The sequence below is a fragment of the Alsobacter sp. genome (genome assembly GCF_059501845.1).
On the sequence record NZ_JCACDK010000011.1, the window covers coordinates 424,371 to 440,174 of the forward strand.

General features: G+C 67.1%; 15 protein-coding genes. All 15 read right to left on the minus strand.

The genetic code is table 11. The features are described from left to right. Window positions 1-3: 3 nt before the first annotated feature. Window positions 4-861 (minus strand): carbohydrate ABC transporter permease, encoded by an 858-nt coding sequence (locus tag AC5JCN_RS09475; RefSeq protein WP_495754783.1) that lies wholly within the window; start codon window positions 859-861, stop codon window positions 4-6. Between the two features lie 11 nt (window positions 862-872). Next, window positions 873-1,835, minus strand: coding sequence for a carbohydrate ABC transporter permease (locus AC5JCN_RS09480; RefSeq protein ID WP_495754784.1), 963 nt, complete (start codon window positions 1,833-1,835; stop codon window positions 873-875). A gap of 65 nt (window positions 1,836-1,900) precedes the next feature. Beyond that, window positions 1,901-3,328, minus strand: coding sequence for an ABC transporter substrate-binding protein (locus AC5JCN_RS09485; protein WP_495754785.1), 1,428 nt, complete (start codon window positions 3,326-3,328; stop codon window positions 1,901-1,903). Window positions 3,329-3,397: 69 nt separating this feature from the next. Beyond that, the gene (locus AC5JCN_RS09490) at window positions 3,398-4,540 is read right to left on the minus strand and encodes an ABC transporter ATP-binding protein (protein WP_495754786.1); all 1,143 of its coding nucleotides are present in this window, start codon (window positions 4,538-4,540) and stop codon (window positions 3,398-3,400) included. A gap of 336 nt (window positions 4,541-4,876) precedes the next feature. After that, entirely contained in the window at window positions 4,877-5,776 is a 900-nt protein-coding gene (locus tag AC5JCN_RS09495) for a MurR/RpiR family transcriptional regulator (protein WP_495754787.1), read from the minus strand. A gap of 116 nt (window positions 5,777-5,892) precedes the next feature. Continuing rightward, the gene (locus AC5JCN_RS09500) at window positions 5,893-6,771 is read right to left on the minus strand and encodes a sugar phosphate isomerase/epimerase family protein (RefSeq protein WP_495754788.1); all 879 of its coding nucleotides are present in this window, start codon (window positions 6,769-6,771) and stop codon (window positions 5,893-5,895) included. 16 nt (window positions 6,772-6,787) lie between these two features. Then, the gene (locus tag AC5JCN_RS09505) at window positions 6,788-7,573 is read right to left on the minus strand and encodes an SDR family NAD(P)-dependent oxidoreductase (RefSeq protein WP_495754789.1); all 786 of its coding nucleotides are present in this window, start codon (window positions 7,571-7,573) and stop codon (window positions 6,788-6,790) included. Between the two features lie 15 nt (window positions 7,574-7,588). Further along, entirely contained in the window at window positions 7,589-8,857 is a 1,269-nt protein-coding gene (locus tag AC5JCN_RS09510; protein WP_495754790.1) for an MBL fold metallo-hydrolase, read from the minus strand. Further along, complete coding sequence (locus AC5JCN_RS09515) at window positions 8,854-9,777, minus strand: phosphoglycerate dehydrogenase (RefSeq protein WP_495754791.1); 924 nt, start codon at window positions 9,775-9,777, stop codon at window positions 8,854-8,856. The genes AC5JCN_RS09510 and AC5JCN_RS09515 overlap by 4 nt, the downstream gene beginning before the upstream one ends. 11 nt (window positions 9,778-9,788) lie before the next feature. Continuing rightward, the gene (locus AC5JCN_RS09520; RefSeq protein ID WP_495754792.1) at window positions 9,789-10,364 is read right to left on the minus strand and encodes a glucose-6-phosphate isomerase family protein; all 576 of its coding nucleotides are present in this window, start codon (window positions 10,362-10,364) and stop codon (window positions 9,789-9,791) included. Window positions 10,365-10,382: 18 nt separating this feature from the next. Continuing rightward, window positions 10,383-11,330: a shikimate dehydrogenase family protein gene (locus AC5JCN_RS09525; RefSeq protein WP_495754793.1), complete on the minus strand. Its 948-nt coding sequence runs from the start codon at window positions 11,328-11,330 to the stop codon at window positions 10,383-10,385. 7 nt (window positions 11,331-11,337) lie between these two features. Then, window positions 11,338-12,837 carry a glycerol kinase GlpK gene (gene glpK / locus AC5JCN_RS09530; RefSeq protein ID WP_495754794.1) on the minus strand — a complete coding sequence of 500 codons (1,500 nt, stop codon included), beginning with the start codon at window positions 12,835-12,837 and terminating at the stop codon, window positions 11,338-11,340. 20 nt (window positions 12,838-12,857) lie between these two features. Beyond that, the gene (locus AC5JCN_RS09535) at window positions 12,858-13,907 is read right to left on the minus strand and encodes a galactitol-1-phosphate 5-dehydrogenase (RefSeq protein ID WP_495754795.1); all 1,050 of its coding nucleotides are present in this window, start codon (window positions 13,905-13,907) and stop codon (window positions 12,858-12,860) included. After that, the gene (locus tag AC5JCN_RS09540; RefSeq protein ID WP_495754796.1) at window positions 13,904-14,962 is read right to left on the minus strand and encodes a zinc-dependent dehydrogenase; all 1,059 of its coding nucleotides are present in this window, start codon (window positions 14,960-14,962) and stop codon (window positions 13,904-13,906) included. The genes AC5JCN_RS09535 and AC5JCN_RS09540 overlap by 4 nt, the downstream gene beginning before the upstream one ends. Window positions 14,963-14,966: 4 nt before the next feature. Then, the gene (locus AC5JCN_RS09545; RefSeq protein ID WP_495754797.1) at window positions 14,967-15,800 is read right to left on the minus strand and encodes an SDR family NAD(P)-dependent oxidoreductase; all 834 of its coding nucleotides are present in this window, start codon (window positions 15,798-15,800) and stop codon (window positions 14,967-14,969) included. Window positions 15,801-15,804 lie beyond the last annotated feature (4 nt).

Consider the following 15,804-nt stretch of genomic DNA (forward strand, 5'->3'; position numbering starts at 1 on the left):
ACGTCACTTCTTCACCACGCCCTGGGACAGGCCGCTGATGAGCTGGCGCTGCATGATCAGGACGAAGAGCACGAGGGGCACGGTGATGAGCACCACGGCGGCGCCGAGGATGTTCCAGGCGATGTCGGCGCCGATCGAGTACGCCATGATCGCCGGCGGCATGGTCTTGGCGTTGGTGGCGGTCAGGAAGGTCGCGAACGCAAACTCGTTCCACGACAGGATCATCACGAAAATCGCCGTGGCCGTGATCGAGGGCGCCATCAGCGGGAGGGTCACCTTGCGGAAGGCCTGGAACCAGGTGTCCCCATCGACCATCGCCGACTCCTCGTAGCGGCGGGGAATGTCCCGGAAGTAGCCGGTCAGCATCCAGACGACGAAGGGCAGCTGCATGGCGGTGTAGAGGATGATCAGCCCCACCAGGGTGTCGAGGAGCTTCAGCGTCTGGAACGTGACGAAGATCGGGATGAGAACGGCCACCGGCGGCATCATGCGGTTGGTCAGCACCCAGAAGCTCACGTCGTCCCGGCCGACGAAGTCGTGACGCGCGATGGCATAGGCGCAGAACATGCCGATGGTGACCGAGAAGAACGTCGATCCCACCGCCACGACCACGCTGTGCATGAAGTTCGTCATGATCCCCTTTTCGAGGATCAGGTAGCGGAAGGCGTCGAGGGACGGCGTGAAGATCCATTGCGGCGAGGTCGCGGAGGCGGATGCCCCGTTCATGAAGCCCGTCAGCACCATCCACAGGTAGGGAATGACGTTGATGGCGCAGATGCCGGCCAGCACGAGGTAGACCCACCAGTTGCTCTGCCGGGGCGGGGCATCGGGCGAGACGATGGTGACGTTGAGGGTTTTCATGGCCGGGGTCCTCACTCCGCGACTTCGGTGCGGGACCGGAAGACGCGGATGAACACGAAGCTCATGAGAATGATCACCATCATCATCAGCAGCGAGATCGCCGCCGCCTTAGACGCATCAAAGAATTCCAGTCCGGTCTTGGTCAGGTAGACGTTGAGCGTGGTGGTGGCGTTGCCCGGCCCACCGCGCGTCATGATGACGATGAGCTCGTAGGTGCGGAACGCATCCATCGTGCGGATGATAACCGCGATGAGGATGGCGGGCCGCAGGAGGGGCATCGTGATCGTCCAGAACACGCGCCAGGCAGAGGCCCCGTCGATCTCCGCGGCCTCGTAGGGCTGCCGCGGGATGGAGGCGAGGCCCGCCGACATCATCAGGAACATGAAGGGCGTCCACTCCCAGACGTCGACGAAGACGAGCGTCTGGAAGGCGATGTGGGGATCGGAGAGAAAGGGCACGTCGCCCCATCCGAAGGCCCGGGTGATGCCGCCCACGTAGTAGCTGACGAGTCCCGCCCCGGGATAGAACATGTAGCGCCAGATGAGCGCCGCCACGAGAGGCGGCAGGATCATCGGAATGAGGATCAGCAGGCGGAAGACGCTCTCGCCCCTGATCTGGCGCTGGAAGAGGAGAGCAAGCCCCAGCCCCAGCCAGAACTCCAGGAACACCGCCTCGACCGTGAACCAGACGGTGGTGCCGAGCGCCTGCCAGAAGTCCTTGTCCTGGATGACCGCATGGTACTGGTCGAGGCCGACGAAGTACCGGGGCATGTAGGGCTTCGACAGGACGACATTGTGCCCGGCGATGTAGAGCGCATAGAGAAACGGATAGATCCCGATCGAGAAGAGGATGATCAGCGTGGGTGCCATGAGCAGCCACGGGAAGACCTTCCGGTTGGAAGGTCCCACCCTGGACAGCAGCCCCCGCCGGCGTACCGGGGCGGCGGCGGTCGCGAGGGAGGCGGCTTCGGACATCTCAGGCCTCTCGGAACGGACGGGGAGATCCGAGCTCCAGGGAGCCCGGATCCGAGGTCAGGACATCAGTTCCACTGCGCCGGCATGCGGTCGTAGTAGCTCATGTTGCGCCAGTTCTGCGGCGGCAGGTCCTTTCGGCCCTTCACGTAGTAGCCGCCCTTCTTCATGGCCTCGGTCATCCGCTTCTCCATGTTCGCGGCGGCCGTCTTGGAGTCGATCTGACCGATCCACACCTTGTTGCCTTCCTCGCCCATGATGTCGGAGATCTCGGCCCACTCGGGGATGCGCACGCGCTCGTCGGGGTTCGTGTCCTTGAGCATGAACTGGTAGACCGACAGCCACCACGGCTGGTACTTGGCCAGCGTCTCCGACTTGTAGGTCGAATGGCGCGAGGGCCCGGCGCCGAACTGCGTGGCGCGCTCCTGCACGTCCTTGGAGGTCATCCACTGGACGAAGGTCCAGGCGGCCTGCTTCTTGGCGGAGTCCTTGGACAGGCCGAAGGACCACGCGCCGAACCAGGGGTCGATCTGGCCGTCGGGGCCGGCCGGCGTATGCAGGTGGACGTTCTTGCCGGCCACTTTCGCCTGCGTCGCGGGATCCTCGAAGAAGCCCTTGATGAAGTCCTGGTAGTTCCAGGTGCCGAACGCGCCACCGGACTGGTAGACGGCGGTTGCCTCGCCGATCCCCCAGTTCGCGCTGTCAGCCGGCATGAATTGCTTCAGGCTGACGAAGTAGTCGATGGAATCGACTGTGTGCTTGTTGTTGATCGTGACTTTCCAGTCCTTGTCGAGGTACTCGTTGCCCTTTGTCTCCGCCGTCTGGAAGGCATAGAGGTAAGGCAGGTAGGTGACACCCCAGAACCACCGGCCGGGGATGTTGGCGAAGCCGATCATGCCGGACTCGGGCTTGTTCACCTTCTTGGCGGCGTCGAACATGTACTGCGTCGTGAACTCCGGCGAGAACCGCTCCGGGAGCTTGAAGCCCGCGGCCTCGGCGACGTCCTTGCGGAAGGTTGTGCCCACCGGCCCGGCCCCGAGCGGGATCGTGTAGAGCGTGTCGTTGTAGACGCCCGTGCCGCTGATGACGCGCGGCAGGAAGTCATTGATGTCGTAGTCCGCCGCGGTCAGGTCGGCGTTCTTGACGTAGGGCATGAGGGGATCGAGGAAGCCCGCGGCCGCATACTCGGCAAGCCACATGACGTCGACGGCGTAGATGTCGTAGGTGCCGGTTCCCTGCTGCATCTGGACGAGGGACTTCTGCCGGTACTGGTCGAACGGCACCTCCTCGACGATGACCTTGATGCCGTACTTCTTCTCGAACTCGGGAATGAACTTCCCGAGTGCCGCGAACTGCGGCATCGACGGCTGCAGGAACCGGATCTCCTGGCCCGCGAGGGCCTTCTGGGCGGCTGTCTGCGCCAGGGCGGCGGTCGAGGCCATCAGCGTCAGCGCGCAGGCTGCCGTGATGGTCTTCGCAAGTCCGATGGTCGTCACGTTTTCCTCCCCTCGTGAGTTCTCGTTCTGGACACATCACAACCCGCCCTTCGTAGGGCGGTGCTGGATTCAGGATGTCATCTGCAGGGTGAAGCGGGCCTGCCGCATGGTCCGGCCGCTGGCCTCGTCGAACAGGTAGACGAAGTCGGGATCGATCTTCGCCGCGATGGGTGCTCCGATCGTCTCCGGATGGAGCCGCGCGGCGTCGACCGACGTCATGACGCGCAGGATGGTGCCTGCCAGGTCGACATCGAAGATGACGCGAGAGCCAAGCGTCTCCACCGCGAAGATGCGCCCGCGCAGCACGCCGGCGGCGCCCAGGTCCGGCGCGCAGAGGGCGATGTGCTGCGGACGGATTCCCGCCACGAAGCGCTGCCCCAGGCGCAGTGAAACGCCGGCCTTCAGCCAGGCGCTGTCGAGAGGCACGATCCCGTCCCCGATCAGCAGTGCAGGCTGCCCGTCCCGCTCGCCGAGTTCGGCCTGCAGCGTGTTCATCGCCGGCTCGCCGATGAAGGTGGCCGCGAAGATCGTGTCAGGCTTGTCGAAGAGCGTCTGGGGCGCCGCGATCTGCTCGATCTCGCCCTGGTTGATCAGCACGATGCGGTCGGCCATCGTCATGGCCTCGAGCTGGTCGTGGCTGACGTAGAGCATCGTCGCCTTGTAGTCGCGCTGCAGGCGCTTGAACTCGACGCGCATCCGGGCGCGCAGCTTCGCGTCGAGATGCGAGATCGGCTCGTCCAGCAGGTAGCAGTTCGCATCGCGGACCAGCGCCCGGCCGATGGCGACGCGCTGCTGCTGCCCACCCGATAACTGAGAGGGGTAGCGCGCCATGAGCTGGTCGATCTGCAACGTCGCGGCGATTTCAGCGACGCGCTCCCTGATCTGGCTCTCGGCCATCCGCCGGACCCGCAGGGGATAGGCGAGGTTCTCGAAGATCGTCATGTGGGGAAAGAGGGAATGCTTGTCGTAGACCATGGCGAGCTTGCGCTCGCGCGGCGTCAGGTGGGTCACGTCGCGGCCGCCGATGTGGACGCGCCCGGCCGTCACGTCCTCCAGGCCCGCCACGAGGCGCAGGGTGGTCGTCTTCCCCGCTCCTGAGGGCCCCAGCAGGAAGACGGCCTCACGGTCGTCGACGGCGAAGCTGACACCCTTCAGGGCGGCATGGCCGTCCTTGTAGGTCTTGCTCACCGTCTCGATCCGAAGTTCCGCCATGGCTCCCTTCCACCCCGGCGACCGGTCGGGCTGCTTCGCGAGCCCGGGTCGCCTCGGCGCGTTCGTTCGCGCCTTCCTTGCCTGCCTCACTGCCGTCCCTGGGGCTGCCGAGGTCTGCCCGAGCGGCCCCATCGAATGAGGACACAGCTCCAGTGACAAAAATAAAAGTAATTTCCCCCGACTGGAAACGCAACGAAAAAAATTTCCTACGATGGTGCGGAAGGAGGTTTCGTTCGACGTGGCCGGCGCGATCGAGGGCGCGGCCCGCGACCCTCACAGCACGCGGCGCGGGGCCTGTCTGGCGGGACATGTCACGCGTAGTTCGGACGCACTGCCTCAGTAGCGCGTGAGGGCCGTGACGTCGGCCGTGCGCTCGAGCCCTTCGATCGCGCTCCCGAAGTTGCGGACCGCGTAGAGGGAGTAGAGGACGTCGATCACCTGGAGCTGGGCAATCTTCGAGACCATGGATTCATGATAGTCCGCCCGTCCCACGACACCCGTGACCGTGGGCGTGAACAGGCAGATGTCCGCGTGCCGGACGATGGGCGAGTCGGGAAAGGACGTGATGGCCAGGGTCTTGGCACCCTGGGCCTTCGCCTCGCGCAGGGAATCGACGGTGGAGATCGTCCGCCCCGAGTTCGAGACCCCGATCGCAAGGGATTGCGGACCCAGCGTGGACGTCGAGATCTGCCGGATTCCGAGATCGCGGAAAAAGCAGCAGCGCTTGCCGACCCGCATGAAACGCAGGATTGCGCTCTCAACGCAGAGAAGAGACGCGCCCATGGCGAAGAAAGCGAGGAAGTCCGCCTGGTCGATCACCTCGGCAGCCTTCTGCAGCTGATCGGCGGAGAGGCCGGCCTTCGTGTCCTCGACCGTCATGGCATAGCGCGCCGCCACCTTGGAGATGACCGATGCGGTGTCGTCGTCGTCCGTGATGTCTTCGTAGACATGACGGTCGACGGCGGCGAGACGCGGCGACCCGCCTTGCGACAGTTCCTCGGCGATGAGGATCTTGAACTGCTGGAAGCTCGGCACCTCGATCTCGCGCACGAAACGCGTGACGGTGGATTCCGAGACCTCGCACTGGACGGCGAGATCCTTGATGGAGATGGACTTCACCTCCTCCGGCGCCCGCATGACACGGTCGGCGATCCGGCGCAGGGCGGGGTTCATGTAGGCCGATCGCCACCGGATCCGCGCCAGGATCCCTTGCTTAACCTCCTTGCCACCGGCCACCCGCGAACTCCCTTTCCAGGACTCGGGCAAATTCTATACAGGGCATGGACTTCCGAAAAGAATTTCCTGCTGGCACCCTCGCGGCGGCTTATCGCTATGCGCCAAGGCCCATCGCCCTACCATGTCGCGATGGCAAGGCCGGCCGTGGTCCGGGCGCTGCGCAGGGCTTCCAGCGCGGTCCTCGCCGCCTGCATCGGGTCGGACCAGGCCTCGCGCCAAAGCCGCACGCCCCCCACCAGCGCCGGCGAGAGCACCTTCGAGGAAAAGCTCTCCACCGTGTAGTCGCCGGTGTAGCCGGCGTCGGCCAATGCGCAGAAGTATCCCTTGATGTCGAAGTGGCCACCGCCGAGAGCGCCGCGGCTGCTGTCGGCGACGTGGGCGTAGCCGAGCAGCGCCGCGTTGCGCCGGATGGCGGCGCCGATGTCGCCCTCCTCGATGTTCATATGAAACGTGTCCATGTGGATGAACATGTGCCGGCCGCCAGCATCCCGGATCATGGCAGCCGCCTCGTCCAGCGTGTTGACCATGAAGCTCTCGTAGCGGTTGACCGGCTCGAGCCCGAGCTTGACCCCGAGCTCGCCGGCCCTGCGGTCGAGGCGCCCCAGGCTGGCCACCACGCGCGCCCGCTGGGCGGCAGTGGGCGGGGCAGCATAACTGGCGAAGGCGGCGTAGGTGATGCCGCTGACCGCCGGTGCCCCGAGCTCGGAAGCGATTTCGAGGGCGCGGCCCACGGTCGCCTCCCCTCTCGCGGCAGTCTCGGGATCGTCCGAGGAGATGTCCGAGGCGGCACCCAGCGCCATGCCCAGCCGGAGCTCGATCCCGGCGTCCCGCACAGCGCGCCGCGTCAGCGGCAGGTCGAGCGCGTAGGGGTCGAACATGAGGACCTCGATGAGGTCGAAGCCGATCTCCGCCGCCGCGCGGCAGGAGGCCGTCGCGTGGGCCTCGTCCCACTGGTCGGTGAACAGGAGCGCATGGACACCCAGTTTGCCGGACATTGTTCCCCTCCCCTGCTCAGCCGAAGATCGAGCGGATCGTGCCGCCGTCGGCCCGATGGCAGACGCCGTTCATGGCGGTGTTCGTCATCAGCTGGACCACGCCCCGTCCATGCATGGCGGGGTCGATGAGGCGCTGCGTGAGGTTCGAGGGCTGCACGGTCCGGTAGAAGTCGGCGAGGCACTCCTCCACGCTCCTCCCCTGCTCCCTGGACAGCCCCTCGAAATAGCCCTGCACGGATTCGGTCGCCGTCGTGCCCGGCATGTAGCTGGTCACCCGGACCTCGGTGCCCCGCGTCAGTTCGGCCAGCGAGCGGGACAGCCCGAGCATGGCCGTCTTGGTGACGGAGTACGGCACCATGTTGCCGATGGAGCGGATGGCGGCCTCCGAGGAGATGAAGCACACGGCTCCTTCGTTGCGCGCCAGCATGTCCTTCAGGACGATGCGGGAGATGCGCACGGCAGTCATGACGTTGTGCTGGAAGTACTCGGCCCAGCGTTCGTCGGTCACCTCGAAGAAGTCGTTCACGTCGAAGACGCCGATGTTGTTGACGAGGAAGGACACGGGCCCGATCCCGCGCGCAAAGGTGGAGAGGCGCTCCGTGCCTTCCGCGGTCAGCAGGTCGGCGACGACACCCCGGGCGTTGGCCCCGATGGCGGCGCAGGCGGCGTCGAGCTTGGCCTGGTTGCGGCCGTTGATGACGACCGTGGCCCCCTCCTCGTGGAACGCGCGCGCGATGGCGTGGCCGATGCCCGTGGCGCCGCCCGTGACCACCACGACCTTGCCCTTCACTCCGAAATCCATGGCTCTCTCCCGCGTTCAGGTTGTCGCCGCGCCGACGAGGCGGGCGAGCCTCGCGGTCGCCCTGGCGATGTCGTCGTCCACGGCCTCAAGGGCCAACTGGTCCCCGCCCCAGGGGTCCTCGATGTCGGGCATGCTCCCCGGCTCCAGATACGCGCCCAGCAATCCCAGCCGCGCCCGGCAGGCCGGCGGACGCAGGGCCTGCAGGGCCGCGAGGCTCTCCCGGTCCATCCCCAGGATCAGGTCGAAGCGATTGAAGTCCTGCGCGCTGACCTGCCGGGCGCGGTGGGAGGACAGGCGGATGCCCGACCGATTCCAGTCCATCACGGCCGCACTCTCGACATGGCAACAGGTGGATCGTGCGGCGAGCATGCCCGCGGCGAGCGGCGACCGGTAGATGTTCCCCCTGCAGACCATGAGGATGGACAGGCGGTCGTGCGGGACGGGCGAGAGGTCCCAGAGCACGCCGGTCTCCGCCAGCATGGCATCCGCCCGGCTGGCCAGGCCGGCGAGGCGCCGTCGCCCGTCAACCGGATCCAGCGTGTTGAAGTCGAACAGCCCGAAGTGGTGGCCCAGCATTGCCCGCGCTCCGATGGCGTCGGCGAGGGCGACAGCCTCCTCGAGGGTCAGATTGCCGGGAACGCCGTTGGCGGCGCGCAGCGCATCGCGGCCGTTGACCGGAAGCAGGGCGAGGTCCACGCGAAAGGGCGACAGCCACTCGGCCTGCCCCGGCCATGGAACCGTGTCGCCGGAATGCCAGATCGTCACGCCTCGGCCGCGCAGCACAAAGCCCAGGAAGGAATGACCCTCGGGCGTGCGCGTCATCTGCTCGTGGGCCGCAGGCATGGCTGTCGCACTCACGCCGGGAGCGAGATCCACCGTCTCGCCGGCATCGATCAGCACCAGCCTGTCCGGCGGCACGCCGCGCTCGATGGCGCGCACCCGCTCGGCCCGGGGCGCCAGCACCCGCGCACCGGAGCTGGCGGCGAGCAGGGGGGCGATCGTGCCGGGGTCCATATGGTCGGTGTGCCCGTGGGTGCACAGCAGCCAGTCCACGTCCCGCAGGGCGGAGGGTGCCACCGGCGGCGGCATCATCCTCTCGTGCGGGAAGCGTGTCCCCCGGTACTTCTCGGCCAGGCTGTCGGAGAGATAGGGGTCGACAACGATTATCTGGCCACCCAGGGCGATGAGGAAGCCTGCCTGTCCCAGCCAGCCCAGCACCGCGCCCTCGGGGCCCGCCGCCAACGCGGGGGAATCTCTCCAGGGCCGGGCGGGCAGCACGCTCATCGCGGCTCCAGGACCCGCAGGAGATTCTCGACGGCTACGCGGGTCGCCCGCTCCACGCTCTCCTCGGTAAAGCCGCCGACATGCGGGGTAAGGATGACGCGCTCGTGCGTCGTCAGGGCCGAGGGCTCGGGCGGCTCGCGGCGGTAGACATCCGTCGCCAGGCTGCCCACCTGGCCCGTGTCGAGCGCTGCCACGAGGGCCTCCTCGTCGATCAGCTCGGCGCGGGCCGTATTGACGATGGCCACGCCCTTCTTCAGCTGCGCCAGCATGGCTCCGTCGAGAATGGGTCGCTCGCCGGGCGGGCAGTGCAGCGTGATCGCGTCCGCGCCGGTGAGGGCCTCCTGCAGCGAGGCGAAGCGGAAGCCGGGGCGGGCAAAGGAATTCGAGGGCGCGGGATCATGCCCGACGACCCACATGCCAAGCCCCAGCGCGAGGTCGACGACCTCCCGCCCGATCGCCCCGCAGCCGATCACGGCCAGCGTCCGGCCTTGCGCCTCGATGCCGATCCGGCGCTGCCAGTCGCCCTTTCGCAGGTGCCCGTCCGACCAGGGCACCGCCCGGAAGGCGGACAGCATCAGCGTGATGGCCAGTTCGGCGACGCCACGGGCATTGGCGCCGTTCGCCCGCTCGACGGCGATCCCGCGCGAGCGCGCAAAGTCGAGGTCGATGTTGTCCACGCCGGTCCCGTTCCGGCTGATAACCCTGAGACCCTCCGCAGCGGCCAGCACGCGCGGGCTGATCGGCTCGACTCCGGCGAGCCAGCCCACGCAACCCGGGACGCTGTGCAGCAGCTCGTCCTCGCTGGGGAGCTTGCCCGGCGACGGATAGACGATCTCGTAGCCCCGCTCGCTCAGCAGCGACAGGGCGGGATGACCGGCGCCCGACAGAGAGCGCGGCGTGACGGCGATCTTGCCCGGCATGGTCGCGTCCGTCAGCCGGTCCAGCGGGGATTGTCGACCATCACGGGCTTGCCGTCGCGCTCGACAAGCAGCTTGCGGAAGCCCATGGTGGCGATGGTGCCGTAGTCGTGCCCCGCATGACCGGGGAAGGCGAAGAACATCACGAAGGGCTCGGTCGACGAGATGTTGATCGAGCGATGCGCCCAGCGTCCCGGAACGTAGACGGCGTCGCCGCGCTTCATCTCGCGCCACTCCACCTTGCCTTCCGGCGTCTCCATCATCATGCCGCCATGGCCGGACAGGCAGTAGTAGATCTCGGCCGTGTCCAGGACCGTATGGAAATGGCCCTTCGTCATGAAGTATTCGTCGCCGATCCTGCCCGGCTTGACCGACGTCGTCCCGTAGGCGACGTTTCCGGTGGTCTCCGGCACGCCCATGTCGAAGTACTCGTAGACGAGCGGGTCGCTCTGGGCGACCGCGGCCTCGAAGGCGGCCGCGTCGTGGAAGTATCCCCTGAGAGCCGACAAGGGTCGTGCGATGGGCTTCGCGGTCCGGGACAGGCCGGTCACGGTGTCGAAGTCGAAGGCGGTCGGAGTCATGTCGGACATGGCGGGTGCTCCCTCAGATCAGCGTGAAGCGTCGCGGGCGATGCGGCCCAGCGTGTCGAAGGCGGGGCCGGACATCGGGATGTCGATGTCGAAGACTTCGGCGACGACGCGCGTCCAGCCGTGGATGAAATAGACCCAGCCGTCATGGACCGTGAGGCTGCGTGCCGCGGCAGCGGCCCTCCCCTGGTCGAGGAAGACGAGGTCGCCCCGGTAGTTGAATTCCCAGACAAGTCCGCCCTCGGGAAAGCGCACGGCATCGGTGAGCGGCGAGCCCGGCGCGTCCTTCCCCAGGCCCGTGGCGTTGATCACCATCGAGCGCGGCGGCAAGGCGCCGACGATGGCGTCTCCCTCCGCGGGCGAGGGCGCGAGCCGGTAGTCGATCGGAATGGAAAAGCCAATCTGCTGGTGGACGTGCCGCATCTCCGCGAGGCTTGCCTCGCGCCGGGCGGTCACCACGATCCGGGCCGGTACGTCGCCGCCGGAGGCCTTTTTGGTATGGAGGTAGAGCGTGAGTGCGAGCGATGATCCGCCCGAGCCCAGGATGCACAGGTGCGCTCCCGTCTCGGCCCAGTATCCCGCGGGAACGATCGCCTCCAGGCTCACGCCGGCGGTGATGGGGTCCTTGGCATGACCCGCGAGCCGGCTGCCGCGCTTGGAGATCGAGCTGACCTCGTGCAGCGTCTCGGCATAGGAATCGAGGTCGTCGAACAGGTCTCGCGAGGCCTTCAGCAGGTTGACCTTGTGCGTCGTCACCAGCGCCCCCAGCGAGAGCGGGTCGCGCTTGATGAAAGCGACGGCCTCCCGGTAGGCGGCGGGGTCGGAATTGGGGGCGAAGTCGATCCCCTTCATCACGGCGTCGAGGCCGAGATGATCCGACCAGGCCGGGAAGACCTTCATGATCGAGGATTTTCCGGTGGTCACGCCGATGAAGTACATCGTGCGGCGTTCGGCGGGCTGATAGGTCATGAGCGGCTCACGTGTGTTCGGCCCAGTCGCGCGCCCGGTCGACGGCGCGGCACCAGCCGGCATAGAGACGGTCCTGGTCGGCCCGGTCCGCGTTGGGCACGAACTCGCGGTCGAGCGTGAAGGCGGAACCCAGGTCGTCCTTGTCCCGCCAGAACCCGGTCGCCAGTCCCGCCAGGAAGGCGGCGCCGCGCGCCGTGGTGTCGACGACCTTCGGCCGCAGCACCCTGACGCCGAGCTGGTCGGCCTGGAACTGCATGACGAAATTGTTCATGGCCGCACCACCGTCCACCTTGAGGTCGGCGACGGAAATGCCGGCGTCACGCTCCATGCAGCCGATCACGTCGCGGATCTGGTAGGCCATGCTCTCCAGCGCGGCGCGGATCAGGTGGTCGCGGTTGGCACCGCGGGTGATCCCGACGATCGTGCCCCTCGCGTACTGGTCCCACCAGGGCGCGGACAGGCCGGTGAAGGCCGGCACGATGTAGACGCCGTTCGTGTCGGGGACATGGGCCGCCGACTGTTCCGTCTCGGCAGCGTGGTGGATCAGCTTCAGCTCGTCGCGCAGCCATTGCACGACGGACCCAACGGTGAAGAGCAATCCCTCGAGGGCATATTCAATCCGCCCGTCGATGCGCCAGGCCACGGTCGTGAGCAGGCCCGTCTGGGAGGGCAGCGGCGTGCGGCCCGCGTTCATCATCAGGGATCCACCCGTCCCGTAGGTCGCCTTGACCATGCCGGGGGCGAAGCACGACTGGCCGAACAGTGCGCCCTGCTGGTCGCCGATCGAGGACGCGACGGGGATGGATCCCCCGAGCAGGGACGCCTCCGCAAGGCCGTAGACCTCGGAGCTGTCGCGGACTTGCGGGAGCACGGCGCGGGGCACGTTCAGCTCCTTGAGGAGCCGGTCGTCCCACTCGCCCGTCCGGATGTTGAACAGCAGGGTGCGCGATGCGTTGGAGGCGTCGGTGACGTGGACCTTGCCGCCGGTGAGGTTCCAGATCAGCCAGCTGTCGATCGTGCCGGCGGCGAGCTCGCCGCGCTCCGCCCTGGCCCGGGCGCCGGGGACGTTGTCGAGCACCCAGGCGATCTTGGTGCCGGAGAAGTAGGCGTCGATGACGAGGCCCGTGGTCTCCTTCACGTAGGGTTCGAGCCCACGCTCCTTGAGCGCGTCGCACACCCCGGCGGTGCGGCGGTCCTGCCAGACAAGGGCATTGTGCAGGGGGCGGCCGGTGGCGCGGTCCCAGACGACGCTCGTCTCGCGCTGGTTGGTGATCCCGATCGCGGCGATGTCGCCAGGCTCAGCGCCTGCCTGGGCCATGGCCTCGCGCGCCACGAGCAGCTGGGTGGTCCAGATCTCGACCGCGTCGTGCTCGACCCATCCCGGCTGTGGGTAGATCTGCTGGAACTCCCGCTGGGCGAGCGCCGCGACGTTGCCGGCGCGATCGAACAGGATGGCGCGCGCGCTCGACGTTCCTTCGTCGAGGGCCATCACGTATTTCGACGGCATTGGGTCCTCCCCCTGGATGATCAGCCGTTCGGCTTGAACATGATCTTGTGGTAGGGGCCGAAGCTGCGCGCCTTCAGCGCCTTGAAGATGGCAGGCGCTTCGTCGAGGCTCGCGCGGTGCGTGATGAGCGGATCGACGACGAGACGGCCGTTGGCCAGAAGCTCCATGACGTCGAACCACTCCTTGCCCGGGAACGGCAGCGAATAGGAATTCCACGATCCCACAACCTGGAGCTCGTCGCGCACGAGACGCGCGAACGCCTTCTCCGCAAGCACCACGTCGCCATAGGCCGTACCGTAGAGCATCACCGTGCCCTGCTTGGCCGTGACCAGGATCGACAGGTCGCGCCCGGCGCCGGAGCCGGCGCATTCGAGGGCGATCCGCACGCCGCTGCCGCCGGTTGCCGCCTTCACGGCCGCGACCGCGTCCTCCTTCGCCGGGTTGATGCAGACGTCCGCCCCGATCTCGCGGGCGAGCGCCAGCTTGTCCTCGTCCACGTCGATTGCGATGAGGGGCTGCGCGCCGGACAGCTTGGCGAACTGCAGGGCGAAGTAGCCGAGCGCCCCGCAACCCACCACGGCCACCGCATCGCCCAGCGAGACGTCGAGCTTGTGAATGCCGTGCAGGATGATGGCTGCGGGCTCGATCGTCGCGGCGACCTCGTCGCTGACGCCGTCCGGCACTTTCAGCACGTTGCTGGCCGGGGCGCAGATGAACTCCGCGAACGCCCCATCGCTGCGCGACCCCATGAAATCATACGTGTCGCAGAGCGAGAACTGGCCGGCCCTGCACCAGGCGCAGTCCCGGCAGGGCATCAGAGGCGCCACGGCCACCCGTTCGCCCGGAGCGAGGTGGGCGACGTTGGCGCCGACGCGTTCGACGCGACCGGCGAACTCATGCCCCGGGATCGTCGGGAACCGGTATGTGCCGGTCACCATGACCCGCCCGATGTCGGACCCGCAGATGCCGGCGGCCATCACACGGACGAGCACATCGTCCGCGCCGATGTCGGGAAGCGGGACATTCTCGACCCGCAGGTCGCCCGGGGCGTGCAGCACCGCGGCCCTCATTGCAGCGTATCCTTCTGGGGGAAGATCACGGTCTTCAGGCCCTGGCCGGAGAGGGCGTGGTCGAAGGCGGCGACCGCGTCGTCCATGCCGAAGCGGTGGCTGACGAGCCCGGTCACGTGGATCTTGCCGGTTTCGACGAGGGTCAGCGCACGTCCGTAGTCGTCGAGGCTGGAGCCCGTCGAGCCCAGGAGCTTGAGGCTCCAGTAGTGCACCTTGTTCGTGTCGATCTCGGCCTTCATCCCCTTGGTCAGGCCCGAGAAGAAGTTCATGCGGCCGAAACGCGCCAGGCAGGCGATGGCCTGCCCCTGCAGCTCCGGCGCGGGCGCGCAGGTCAGCGCCACGTCGACGCCGTAGCCGCCCGTCAGGCGCATCACCTCCTCGACTGGATCGCACCGGCTGGAATCGACGGTGTCCGTGGCGCCGAAGGCCGCAATCTCCGCGACCCGGGCGGCACGCCGCCCCACGACAATCGCCTGCCGCGCCCCATAGGCACGGGCCAGCTGCAGGAAGAGCCCCGCGATCGGCCCGGTGCCGAGGACAAGCACCCGGTCTTCGGGGGTCACGTGGAGGTCTTTCCAGGCATTAAAACAGCAGGACAGGGGCTCGACCAGCGACGCCTCGAGGTAGGACATCGACTCCGGGATCGCGACGAGGTTGCCGCCCCGCAGTGCAGGCGCCGTCACCGTCATGACCTGCTGGAAACCGCCGTCGATGTTGATGCCAAAGGCATCGTAGTCCGGGCACATGTTGTTCAGGCCCTTGCGGCACATCTCGCACGCCCCGCAGCCGATGTTCGGCACGACCGAGACGCGGTTTCCGACCCGCCAGTGCTTGACCTGTGAGCCGACCTCGATGATCTCGCCGGCCAGTTCGTGGCCGAGCACGCGGGTCTCGTCAGGGCCGACCCGGAAGTGCCCGCCGCGGATGATCTTCAGGTCGGTGCCGCAGATCGATGCGGCATGGACCCGGATCGACAGCTCGTCCGGGCCGGGCACCGGCACGGGCCGCTCATCCAGCGTCACGCGGCCCTGCCCCTTGTAGACGGCCGCCTTCATCCGCTCAGACCTCCATGCCGTAGCGATGGGCCTTGTGCGTGGGGTAAAGGCTGATCGTGGGGATCGTCACGTCCGGCGTGCGGGTGGCCACGAAGAGGGCGAGCCAGGCCACGCTGTCGACTTCGATGCAGCTGGCGTGAATGCCCTCCTTCATCTCCTTTTCGTCCAGCCAGCCGTCGAGGTAGGCGGGCAGGTCTCCATCATAGAGACCCTTGTCGATGATCTCGGTCATCGGCGTCTTGACGTGGCTCGGATTGAGCACCGTGACGCCGATCTTCTTGTCCTTGCCTTCCAGCAGGATGTTCTTGGAAAACCCGAGCATGCCGTGCTTGGAGGCTCGGTAAGGGCTGTGTCCCGGGCCCGAGGCGACGCGGGTGGACGAGGAGCCCATGTTGATGATGCGGCCGCCCGTCGACTGCTTTTCCATGTAGAGGAAGGCCTCGCGGCAGCACAGGAAGACCGCCGTGAGGTTCGGTCCGATCGTCTTGTTCCATTCGTCGAGGGTGACTTGCGTGACGGGCGGAGCCAGACTGTCGCGGCCGGCCGAGTTCACGATCACGTCGATCGAGCCCCAGGCATCGTGAACCTGCTTGAAGAACCGGCGAACAGTGTCCTCTTCGGTGACGTCGGCGAAAATCGGCAGGACAGTGCCACCCTCGGCGGCAATCTCGGACGATACCTTGTCCAGGCGCGCACGGTCGAAATCGATCATCGCGACCTTCGCCCCGTTCTGGGCGTAGATCCGCGCCACGGCTTCCCCGATCCCGGATGCGGCACCGGTCACGATGCAGGACTTCCCTGCCAGCGACAGTCCCTCCGAGAGTGTGTTGTTCGCCATGGTG